At 41.1% G+C, this 11,539-nt stretch carries 14 protein-coding genes and 1 tRNA gene; 2 read left to right on the forward strand and 13 right to left on the reverse strand.

Going from position 1 to position 11,539, the window contains the following annotated elements; all coding sequences use genetic code 11:
• The 7 genes from dcm to KA531_03490 form a co-directional block, all read right to left on the reverse strand.
• A partial coding sequence (dcm, locus tag KA531_03460; GenBank protein ID MBP6005928.1) for a DNA (cytosine-5-)-methyltransferase occupies positions 1-283 on the reverse strand: 283 nt, incomplete at its 3' end.
• A 261-nt stretch (positions 284-544) separates the two neighbouring features.
• Complete coding sequence (locus tag KA531_03465) at positions 545-1,297, reverse strand: hypothetical protein (GenBank protein MBP6005929.1); 753 nt, start codon at positions 1,295-1,297, stop codon at positions 545-547.
• Between the two features lie 286 nt (positions 1,298-1,583).
• On the reverse strand, positions 1,584-2,192 hold the full coding sequence (locus tag KA531_03470; protein MBP6005930.1) for a hypothetical protein: 609 nt from the start codon (positions 2,190-2,192) through the stop codon (positions 1,584-1,586).
• Positions 2,193-2,291: 99 nt separating this feature from the next.
• Positions 2,292-2,645 (reverse strand): hypothetical protein, encoded by a 354-nt coding sequence (locus KA531_03475; GenBank protein MBP6005931.1) that lies wholly within the window; start codon positions 2,643-2,645, stop codon positions 2,292-2,294.
• A complete protein-coding gene (locus KA531_03480; protein MBP6005932.1) occupies positions 2,642-3,124 on the reverse strand; it encodes a hypothetical protein in 483 nt (160 codons plus the stop codon). The genes KA531_03475 and KA531_03480 overlap by 4 nt, the downstream gene beginning before the upstream one ends.
• A gap of 374 nt (positions 3,125-3,498) precedes the next feature.
• Positions 3,499-3,573, reverse strand: a tRNA-Gln gene (locus KA531_03485).
• A gap of 74 nt (positions 3,574-3,647) precedes the next feature.
• Positions 3,648-5,450 (reverse strand): ABC transporter ATP-binding protein, encoded by a 1,803-nt coding sequence (locus KA531_03490; protein MBP6005933.1) that lies wholly within the window; start codon positions 5,448-5,450, stop codon positions 3,648-3,650.
• Between the two features lie 53 nt (positions 5,451-5,503).
• Between KA531_03490 and KA531_03495 the strand changes: the two genes are divergently transcribed.
• A complete protein-coding gene (locus tag KA531_03495) occupies positions 5,504-5,956 on the forward strand; it encodes a hypothetical protein (protein MBP6005934.1) in 453 nt (150 codons plus the stop codon).
• A gap of 282 nt (positions 5,957-6,238) precedes the next feature.
• Here KA531_03495 and KA531_03500 read toward each other — a convergent pair whose 3' ends face one another.
• The 3 genes from KA531_03500 to KA531_03510 are packed head-to-tail and all read right to left on the reverse strand — an operon-like array spanning position 6,239 to position 8,974.
• On the reverse strand, positions 6,239-7,018 hold the full coding sequence (locus KA531_03500) for an ABC transporter permease (GenBank protein ID MBP6005935.1): 780 nt from the start codon (positions 7,016-7,018) through the stop codon (positions 6,239-6,241).
• Positions 7,011-7,949 (reverse strand): ATP-binding cassette domain-containing protein, encoded by a 939-nt coding sequence (locus KA531_03505; protein ID MBP6005936.1) that lies wholly within the window; start codon positions 7,947-7,949, stop codon positions 7,011-7,013. Before KA531_03505 ends, KA531_03500 begins: the two co-directional genes overlap by 8 nt.
• Positions 7,950-7,975: 26 nt before the next feature.
• A complete protein-coding gene (locus KA531_03510) occupies positions 7,976-8,974 on the reverse strand; it encodes a hypothetical protein (GenBank protein ID MBP6005937.1) in 999 nt (332 codons plus the stop codon).
• 158 nt (positions 8,975-9,132) lie between these two features.
• Here KA531_03510 and KA531_03515 point away from each other — a divergent pair, with 158 nt between their 5' ends.
• Positions 9,133-9,876 (forward strand): DUF1295 domain-containing protein, encoded by a 744-nt coding sequence (locus tag KA531_03515; GenBank protein MBP6005938.1) that lies wholly within the window; start codon positions 9,133-9,135, stop codon positions 9,874-9,876.
• Here the strand turns inward: KA531_03515 and KA531_03520 are convergent.
• The 3 genes from KA531_03520 to KA531_03530 form a co-directional block, all read right to left on the reverse strand.
• Positions 9,873-10,448, reverse strand: coding sequence for a hypothetical protein (locus KA531_03520; GenBank protein ID MBP6005939.1), 576 nt, complete (start codon positions 10,446-10,448; stop codon positions 9,873-9,875). The genes KA531_03515 and KA531_03520 overlap by 4 nt on opposite strands.
• Before the next feature lie 12 nt (positions 10,449-10,460).
• The gene (locus KA531_03525; protein MBP6005940.1) at positions 10,461-10,985 is read right to left on the reverse strand and encodes a hypothetical protein; all 525 of its coding nucleotides are present in this window, start codon (positions 10,983-10,985) and stop codon (positions 10,461-10,463) included.
• Positions 10,982-11,539, reverse strand: a 558-nt coding sequence (locus tag KA531_03530; protein MBP6005941.1) for an FAD-dependent oxidoreductase, incomplete at its 5' end; no start/stop codon positions are given. The genes KA531_03525 and KA531_03530, both read right to left, overlap by 4 nt.

Raw genomic sequence — 11,539 nt, forward strand, 5'->3', positions numbered from 1 at the left:
CGTACCAAAGCTTACCACGAGGATCATCAAACCCTCTTTTTTTGCCCGCTACAGACCAAGACTGGCAGGGCACACCACCAACAATTAGATCGACCTCTGGTAATTCTTTGATTTCTGTAACATCCCCTAGGTTGTAATCTTCGGGATCGTTAAAGTTTGCTAAGTATGTCTCAATCGCTTTCTTGTCTATCTCAGAGAATCCGACACTTTCCCCACCAATAGCATCTAAGCCAATCCGAAACCCTCCAATTCCTGAAAACAAATCAACATAGCTGAAACTCATACTATCCTCCAATTCATATAAGCTTATGTTAAATCAGATAATAAAAAAAATCAAGGCCCCCTTGTATCTTAAAAAGATGATCCTACAGATATAATTAATGTAGACAACAGTGTATTTGTAATATTAGGATACCTCGTGCAAGGCTCGTACAAAGAGCAGGGTGCATTTGTTGAGGGGTATTAGGAATCAATTTGTAATCAGGAACAGAACTCTAGAAAATAACTAATCTTCTAAGCTTGTTATTATTCCAGCACTGACTGCCTAGCCAGAATTAACGACCCTAACAGATGAAGGAACACCATGCATACCGCTTCTAGCGATTATCTCCATCGTGTTAGCTCTTTTAGGCTTCAAGACATCTGTTCTTGTGGAGACTAATGGATAATCCTTATTTCCGCAATGTTGACCGTAGGTAATAGAAACTGCTTCTTCACGAAGTGGTGGCTTTGAAGTATCTCTGCCTTCCGTAGGCCCTTCCGCGGACATCCACTCTTCGTATGCATTGCAAGCTTTTCCCTTGTATCCAACACAGGCCTCTCCAATACATTCAATATATTGTTTAGCTGGCAGATGTGGATCATTCTCGGGAAGCTCTTCATCAACGGGCTTCATATAAAGCACCTTAGGTGTTGTGTGCATTTTAGGTTCTGGGGCTACGCCTTCTAAAGCCTTCTGATCTCGAGCAATACGACGTAAAAAGTGAAATCTTTCAACTGGCCCAAGGTCAACGAATGGCTCAGTAACCCTTTCCCCGATGCCTACCACCATAGGCATACCTTCAAGATATCTCTGCTTGTAGGCGCGCTCAGTAATCTGAGCTAAATGGGCAAAAGTATTTGCCAACTCATCGTTACCGAGTGCCGCTCGTTTAGCCCAAGTTTCTTGTTGATGCGTTGGCTTGCCTATTACCAAGATCCCTTCAACTAAAAAGGCACGAATCATTCCCATATATGCTAGATACATGGCTTCAGTGCGTTGTTTTGCTGTTTCTGCAATCAGAATATTCTCACTCATACCAACTATTCTATGCTTCATATCATAAGGGTGTCAAGCAGTCGCGGTATGTACGTGGTGGCCATGGAACGCGGTCTACGTCTCATGAGTTTCGCACCCTCAATACTGCTTATAGCCGACGCAAAAATCAATCATACACAATATTAAAAGCGCTGCGGTAAAAGTTCTGACCATCTAAAATCTTTCACCCTGTGTGTATTTATCGTGGCCTGATGACAAGCCTCCATGTCTCCAACATAAAAACTCCATATTTGTTTGCGAGACACCGCTGCGTAAGTAGAGTCTATTATCTGTCCGACCCCTTATCACCGTATTCCTGTGTTATGTTTCGGTCTCTTAGGGTTAGTTCAATTTTTGTCAGCACTTTCGCCGGATCCAGGTCTTTATGGTCACTAGATAACTGTAGTTTTTCTGGTTTGATGAAGATTTGTGATTTTTCTTTTTGACCTTTATACCCAACGTACAGCACAACAACTGTACAATCATCTTTGTCGGTCTTTACGTCAGCTTTAATTGAATAGTTCGTGCTGGTTGGTAAAGCATCAAACCTTTTGATTTCAGGCACGTAAAAATCGTCCAGACGAACGAGCTTCGCGTCTTTGTACAAGTCCTTATCGTATAGAGCAAGAGCCTTCTTTTTTAAATTATCCAACGTTTCGTTTGAGCAGCAGACGGGACTATAATCTTTGTCTTTTTGGCAAACCGGACATTCTAATTTGTATCCTACCGTTTTATGCTTAGGGGGACCAATATCTGTAAGTCTAATAAGGTGCTCGGGGCAGATAAACTCTACCGCACGCTCGTCTTCGTTATCCTCCCAGGACCCAAGCATGGGATCAATCACCTCAAAAAGTAGATTGTCATTATATTGATAGATCCTCTTATCACTAGTCATATTTTTACCTACAACCTTCCTCTATAAACTCTGAAAGCTTACCTAGCCATGTTTTTCTGGCTTCTTGCTCGGGTTGTGGCAATATTTCACTCATAGAGTTTACTCCAGCACCTCATCCTTGAAGGAATTATCGGGAGATACATTAAATTCCAGCAGAGTCATCTCGCCTGAATAACTATACTCGTCACCTGGCTGGATAACATAGAGATCGCCCTTAGCAACAATGTGAACCACATTATTTACAGAGAATACACCCTGTCCATCAGCCACATAATACGACCGTACATTACCCTCTAGTATTCGTTTTCTGGGGTGTTCGCCATGAACATTAACTTGAAGAGCGGTAAATCCCATTTGTGCTGAATTGGGCACATAAATGTCACCGGAAAAGGCAGCCTGCTCGAAATGTTGTGTCTTAGCCAATGAAATGGCCTTGGGTACCGTGCCGGTCATTGCCTCAAAAATGAGTTTAGTGGCAATCTTGTCAACTGAGCGAAAACCAGCCCGCTCAAAAAATGGGCAACTCGCAACATTATCAGATTCAACTTCAGCATAAACACACTGATACCGTTGTCTGGTGAAAACGGTAAGGACTTTAGTTGCCAGTATGGCAAGTCGTGGCTGGTGTGGCGGCCATCCAACCAGTAGTCAATCTCGGCTTCATATTCATCCGGCATTAGATTAATACTGCCGATAAAGCTATCACCGTCCCAGATGCCTAATCTTAGTTTATCTGGCTTACTTGGTTCAACGATTGAAGCTTCAACCGACCTCATATCAGGGTATTTATTAGCTTTTACATCTCCAAGCTGCGCTAAATATTCTCTGTTATTATCAACAGCATCATAGTATAGTCGCGCATCCTCAAATAATAGTTGTCCAATAACAACCGTTTCTTTCTCTGTTGATAGTGTTATTACAGTCTCACTCATATGACATATTGTACTATAATACTAGTGTTCGTAAAGTACCCACGTAATCATCCCCACCTTTGCAACATAAATGGTAGGCGTCCTAAACTGTAGTTACTATTAAATAATTACGAAAGGAGCCTACCATGGCTTATTCTAACAACCCTAACCTACCTAAAGCTAGAGCAGTTGCTATGCAATTACTCATCAAAGAACAACTACCCTTGTTGATATAAAGGCCTCCATTCAATAAACAGTTGTCCCAACACCCTTAATACTTGTCCTGTCTTGGTTTGAATATTGACTGATTATCTTATTTGCTTTTTGATTTAATAACAAATCATCTATTAGAGCCGAATCACAGAAACCTGTCTTTGGAGTTTGGTTCTAAATTTTGGCTGGGGCGGAAGGATTCGAACCTTCGATCTTCGAGACCAAAACCCGCTGCCTTACCACTTGGCCACGCCCCATCACTCTCATCCTCCGAATCACAACACAAATGAGAACTACTTAAGTCTAGCAAAAAACCCTGGTAGTATCAAGGTTATTGATACCCTTTGGCCTGTTTTTCAAACAGCTCAAAGTAAGCTCCTCTCTGAGACATCAATTCCTGATGACTCCCCTGCTCAATTACCCTACCTTGATCGATAAACAAAATCTTATCTGCTCTTCTAGCTGTACTCAGTCGATGGCTAACAATCAAGATTGATTGATGCCCCTTATCTGCAAAAATCGTCTCGATAATCCCCTCTTCTGCCCTAGCATCAACCGCAGCAGTAGGTTCATCGAGGATTAAGAACTTTGATCTTCTCAGGAGTGCCCTGGCCAGCCCCAACCTCTGCTTCTGTCCTCCAGATAAATTGATACCACCCTCAACATTGACCCAAAGTCGACTATCTAGCCCATTTGGCAAAGACCTGACAAAATTACCCAACCGTACCGTATCAAGTATATGCCAAAGCTGACTATCCTTGATCGACTCCAAATTGCCAATCAAGAGATTTTGACGAATACTCAAAGCATCAAAAATCAGATAATCCTGCATCATTACAGTAAAATTCTCAAGGTACTGCTCCTGACTATAATTCTCAAGGCTAACTCCATTGACCCTGATCTCCCCGCCCGTAGGAGTATAAAACCCTAAAAGCAACTTAATGATGCTTGTCTTACCTGCCCCATTCTCCCCGACTAATGCCAACTTTTGACCTGGCTTGATCTCAAAATTGAGACCTTGCAAGCTAAATTGCCCCTCTAGATCTGACTGATTGGGATAATGAAAGTCAAGCCGAGTAAACTCTATCCCCAAGTCTTGGTTATGACCAATCTCAGATCGAACTTCTGACTTATTAACATAAGCCAGTTCTTTCAATCTCTCAATATCTACAACATAGCTAAGACTTTCTGCGGTATTTTTGATACTTCCAGCCATACCACCGGTCGAACTGACTAGATTGCTAATCAAACCTCTAGCCAAAATGATCTGACTCAGACCAATGCCCCCTGAAACTGCCCTAAAGACTAGCCAGAGATCAGCCAAAAACTGTACCATTAGCTGAGAACTTTCAGCAATAATTTCACCCGATATCTCCTTTTTGGCAACCGACTGACTAGATTGATTAATCCTATCTGAATGCCTTTGATAAATCCCTAATAATTCCTTAACTCCTCCCAGGGTCTTAATATCCAGAACATGGTTTGGCATTGTTAAGAAATACCCAAGACTATCCTTGATACGATAATCTGCATAGATATTGTCAAAATTCTTGCGTCTCAAAGTCACTGCTCTAAACTGAACCCAAATGAGAGGAATTACTATTAAAACCGCAGCTAGTCCAATCACTACTGAAAAATAGAGCAAAGCAACAAAAGTGGATATATAAGTGATCAGCTTTGTAAAAATTGAAAGTAGGGAGTAAATCAGATTGGATATCATTTGTGAATTCTGATTGATCCTGACTAATATTGGCTGTATCTCAGGGTCTTCGAGTGTAGCTATATTAATCTGATACATACTCTTGACTATGATTCTCTGGACTACTATGTCAATCATATTATCTACCTTGATCTGCATGAAAGACAATCCTTGAGAGAGTAAATCTGTAATGATTCGATAAGTTAGCCAAGCTATCAACCAACTAATCACTCCAGAGCTATCAGCTTGATCCGATACCAGGCTTGCAAATTGGGTAATAATCTTGGCTACTATATAGGCTTCCCCGAGTGGCCTCAAGCCTTCTAGGACTTTACCAGCAACCAGGCAGGTCATCATGAGACGATTGACACTAAACTGTTCAGACAAGATAGCCTTGACTCCTCGGTAATACAATTTGAGATCTGATTTGCCCATACAGCTATTATATATCAACCTCAACCTTTTTGATTTTGTTATAATCCTAATGTATGACAAACGATGATACTGATCTGGCCAATATCTTCCAGCCTGACCTAACCCCTCAGCAAATGCTTGAGCTAGGAATATTTGGCGGAGCCTATTTCCCGACCATACCTTCCGATTTGCCTCCAGGGTGGTTTGTCCATGCAAAGATTAGTCCGGCTGGCAAACCAATCCCCAGCCTCAATTACTATGGAGTCATAGCATCCCAATCACGCGCTATCTGGGAACAAAAGGGCTGGATCAATCCAATCGATCCCCTTGGTTGGTTTCAATGGTATTGTAGATATTATCTAGGTCGAAGACTAGAAATAGAAGACACTAGACAGATCAAACGCTGGCTAGCAATCAAGCGTCACAAGAGCCAGATCATCTCTAATTGCATACCCGAAGATCAAGCCTGTAGGCCTAAGCAAAGACAAGCACTATTGCAATGGGCTTATGATCCAAGACGATTCTGAGTCATAACTATATCCGCCAATGATGGTAGTAAAGTATTGTCATCCTCCGAAACCCGAAGGGTTTACAGGGGATCCACCTCTGCTGACACTTGGATAGTCATTTAATGCAAATTACTGGATATCCCATAAATCCCTGCCAGATTTTGGAATATGACGGGATGGAGGGCTGGATTTTAAGAGATGACGGGGTAGGGGCTGGGTTTTGAACAATGACGATATTGGGGTTGCAGATATTTGAGTTCATGACAAGAAAAGGGAAGACTAATATAGAGAGAATGTATTCTAGCTAGTACGTCTACGAAATAATCTAGCCGAAATTGGTACTGCTACTACCAAGCAAACCAAACACCAAATAATCGCCTTGGTATAATAATCTCCCGGATCTTGACCAAGAATCAGTGCTCGGACTGCTTCAACCACCTGAGTAATTGGTTGGTTCTCAGCAAATGCCCTGAGATACCGACCCATACCTGCTGTAGGAGTGAATGCACTTGAAGCAAAAGTCAAAGGAAAGATTATCACAAATGTTAGCCACTGTACGGCCTCTACACTCTTGGAGATTACACCGACTATAGACGCCAACCAAGAAAATGCCAGAGTAAAAATGATCAAAAGTAAAGCAATCTGTAGCCAACCAACCAAGTCTGTCTCCGGCCGAAAACCAATTGCAAACCCAGCTACGATCATCACAGTTGTCGAAATCGCATTACGTAAGAGATCTGCCACCACATGCCCACTCAAAACTGCAATGTTTGACATCGGTAGTGACCGAAATCTATCCATAATCCCCTTGCTCATATCATTGGAGACTGCAATTGCTGTAGTAGTAGAACCAAAAGCTACCGTCTGGACAACAATACCAGCCATCAAATAATTGATATAACTAATACCTTCTGGCAAGGCTTTCTCAATCGATCCACCAAACACCGAAGCAAATAATACCAAAAACATAATTGGCTGGAAAAATGCACCCAAGAGCTGATCGGTATTACGCAAGATATGCATAGTACTACGCCAGATCATTACCTGGATATCGACTAATGTTGCCTTGAAATTATTCATTGATCTCTTCTCCATTGGTAAGCAATAAGAATACATCATCTAATGTAGGTCTATGGATTTCAATCCCAGCTGGACTAATGCGAGCATACTCGAGCAAATCTAGGATTGGCTTGAGGTCACTACCATCCCCCTTAATTGATATCCCGACAGTCAATTTATCTTGATCTTGACTCGGATTATATTTTTCAAGAACACTGATCACCAACTCAAAGTCCTCGCTATTTTTGAGTCTAATCTCTAGTCTGTCTTGACCGACTTTTGCCTTAAGCTGCTCAGGCGTACCATGGGCAATCACCTTCCCTCCACCGATCACGATAATTTGGTCTGCGAGCTGATCTGCTTCCTCAAGATATTGAGTAGTCAGCAAGATTGTTGTACCAGAATCTAGAAGTGATCTAATCATCTGCCACATCGTTTGGCGAGATCGAGGATCCAGCCCAGTCGTCGGTTCATCAAGAAAGATAATTGGTGGGCTAGCAATCAAGCTGATTGCTAGATCCAACCTTCTTCTCATCCCACCTGAATAATCTTTGACCTTACGTTTTGCAGCATCTACTAGATCAAAATCTACCAGCAACTGTTCTGCTCTCTGCTTGGACTGCTCCTTATTGAGCTGATAAAGCCTCCCCATCATTATCAAATTCTCGCTTCCGGTCAAAAGCTCATCTACAGCTGCTGATTGGCCTGTCAGACCTATTACTCTGCGTATTTGTTCTGGGTGTCTTAACAGATCAATGCCAGCAATTGTCACCTCTCCTTGATCTGGATTAAGTAAAGTAGAAAGAATCTTGACCGTAGTAGTCTTGCCCGCTCCATTTGGTCCGAGTAACGCTAACATTGTCCCCTTATTGACCTCAAAATCTATCCCCTTCAATACTTGATTGTCCCCATAAGATTTAGTCAAATCTCGTACTTTGATAATTTCTTGCATAAGACTATTCTAGCACAAATATCAAACTAGCTAGCTATAGATGGGTGAAGAAATCCATCACTACCTATTTGACCAGATGGTAGTAACTTAGACCTAGTCTCTTGATCATTGGTAAGTGATAATAAGTAGCCAGCATACCTTAATACATAATCCCCCCAATGCCAAAGAACCCTATCTATCGGAGTATAAGGACTAGGTTCTGTTAGTCTATAATTTCCTTGCGTCAATACTTTGCCACTTGAACATCTATCCAGAGCTCCGAGCTCTTCTAGCAAGAAATAATACTGTTGACTAACAATAGTAGAAGATCTTGCTACCGGACATCCAACACTTTTTGTATGATCAATCTTTGATATAAAAAATTTTCTGCCTGCATTAGTTAGCTTAATATACTGCCTAATTGCATCCACCCCTTCAATGGAATCGTCAGTATCATTCTTCAATTCAAGAAAATAATCCTGGATATCTTCTATTTTCTTATAATCCTGAATGCTCTTGTCTGCCAAACTTCCAAAAAGTGACCTATTTTTCCCTACTACTCTATCAATCTTCATCTGATTCACAATTGGTCCCAAAAGAGTAGGCCCTGTCAAGGCCATTTGATTGACGATATCACCAAACCAACCTGTTTGAAACATCATTCCATAATCCATCAAACTTAAAGGGCTTTGATTAAATCTCTTGTATCTTAAGAAATAAGAAATTTCAATCCCTAATGCTCCAGCAAAAGCTCCTGTAAATTCCCTATCTGCAAATCCAAACATTTCTAATTGGTTAGCCCCCTTGTCATCTGCTATTCCCAGTCTACGTGCCTCACGGACTGCTCGGTGTTGAGTTCTGTATGATATTGATCTCACAACTTTTGTATGAGCTGCCAGTAGTAAGGGGTCGGTTATGGCTTGCTTTGGGAATGAAAGATTGTCTATTTGTTCTACAAGACTACCAACGTGAAAACCATATGTCCATAAAGCTGGCCCACTCAAAAATTTTTTTCTTTCAGTAGCTTTTGACTCAGGAGACTTCATAATACCTGTATTATACAATAATATATATCAAATCTATAGTCCTGGAATAATCTGCTATAATTACAATGGTACACTATGAAATTTACTATGAAAAATCTTATACTTAATCGAGCTCTAAATTGATTATCATGGTAATACTACAATCTTTGCTGATCTCAATGGCTATCCAGCTAGGTTTCTTTGTATTTGCCTCCAAATACAAAACCGACAAGTTGACAGACCTTTCATATGGACTAAGCTTCATTGCACTTGCTTTTTATAGCCTGATCAACAGTGATCAGATTTCAAACTACCAAGTAATACTCATGTCAATGATAGCTATCTGGGGAATTCGTATATCAGGCTATCTACTTATCAGGATTATTAAAACCGGCAAAGATGCTAGATTCGATGGAATCAGGGAAAACTTCTGGAAGTTTGCAAGATTTTGGCTACTCCAGGGCTTCAGTGTTTGGGTGATCAGTTTGCCAGCAACTTATTTATTAAGCCTAGACCAACCCACCAATTTCAACATTTATGCAATCATAGGTATTATAATCTGGATCAAGGGAATATCATTAGAGACCATTGCTGATCTTCAGTTATATAGATTTAGATTTAAACTCAAGCCTAAACCTCAACCCTGGATTGATTCTGGGGTTTGGCACTACTCTCGTCATCCCAACTATTTTGGAGAAATTTCACTATGGTGGGGTATATTTGTCTACGGACTAAGCTACTACGCTGACGCTTATTGGCTGACTGCACTAGGGCCAATATTTATTACCCTACTAATAACCATGGTTAGTGGCATACCAATCCTCGAAAAATCAGCCAACAAGCAATGGGGAGAGGATCAAAAATATCAAGAGTACAAAAATAAAACCCCAATACTAGTGCCAAACTTTTTTAAAAAATCCTAGCTTCTTGAACGTTCGCGAATTAGTAACATTGTAATCAGCTCAAGAATCTCTACTGACAAATCTCCCGATGATCCAGTCAAACTCAAGTGAAACTCAGCTTCAAACAATCCTGGCTGCTTGACAATCTCCGCTACCTCTTGACCATCTGGAGTAGACAACCCATAACGTACATGGAAGATGTAGCCATTGATCAAGCCAATAAATGGTATCTCACCCAATAAGGAATCCATTACCTTTGCCCAAGGATTTTTCTCATGAATTTTATAGACTAGCTGGCCATTCTTGTCCAATATCTCATAATTTGCCTTCCAGATTGATGCCCGACCATTACGCTTTAATTTACAAAGTGGTTCTCCCTGTGCTCCCGTGAGACTATAGCTCAAATTATAATCAATGATCTTATCAGCATTGATTATACCTATTATCTGATCCTTGTTGGTATCTTGATAAAAAGTAACCTTTTCTTTGACCTTGAAAAATTTTTGTTGTGCATAAGCAACGATTTGATTTTGACTACCAAAAATAGTCACCTTGCCTGTCAAGGCAATCTTCTTAAATACTATTCTATACATTATTTGATCCTCCTATTGTAGAAACTTATATTTATTCACTAATCTCAGCCTTGACCATGCTCTACCAAATCCCAAAGCTTGGGTACTATTGACTTGCGCTAGTCCAATAAATAGCAAGGTATAGACCAGATGCTCATCCATAAATGGATTATTAGCTGGTGGATAAAGTGCAAGATAGATCATGCCCATCATGATCACCCCAGAGAGTGTAGCAATCCGCATACCAATGCCCAAAATCATCGCAACACCTATCCCAGCTAGACCGATCATAAATACCCAATCCCAAAGTCTATCGCCAGCCATTGACTGTAAAGTTTGCTCGATTGGGCTACCGACAGACGCTGTCCTCAAAAACCCAGTAGTTGGAGAGCCGCCCTTGACCCAAGCTTGTTCACAAAACTGGACGACAACTCCTACTTGATCTCGACATGTTGTATATCCTAGACCAAATAACTTATCCAGAAATGACCAGAAAAAAATAAATCCCAGTCCAATCCTGCACAAACCCCAGACCAAATCTATTCGTCTTTGACTCATTTTTTACCTCCCAGACTACTATATCCACTACCTGCTTCCCAGCTCCTAATTGCTTTGCGGTATGGCTCAAAAGACATAAAGATATCTAAATCAGCAAGCCTTCTAAGAGTCCAGGCAATCTTACCCCTTAATACAATTCTACCCCATTGCAATACTGCATAATTCCTACCAGCAGGAATCAGATAGACTGGACGCCTGGGAACATAGAGCTTGCGATGTTTGCCTTTGGACTGCCTAATCAGATTACCAGCTAAAAACTTAGCATCAAACAGGGCAGTCTGGGCCATACCAGAGTACTGAGTATCAGCACTATCTCCGATCACATAAATATCTTGATGAGCCCTCAAGTATTCATCTACCTGAACCCTTCCATTTCTAGCAAGCGTAAAGATATCTGGGTATTGAGAAAATATTGGGTTATTGGTTGACCCTGCTGTCCAGACTACAGTCTTGGTCCTGATTGATTCTCCAGTATTCAATCTCAACTTACCTCCCTTGATAGCTTGGACTTGGGTCTTTAGTCTCAAATTGACGCCTAGCTCCTCTAGTCTCCA

The sequence above is a fragment of the Candidatus Saccharibacteria bacterium genome (assembly GCA_017983775.1).
Classification (GTDB): Bacteria; Patescibacteriota; Saccharimonadia; order JAGOAT01; family JAGOAT01; genus JAGOAT01.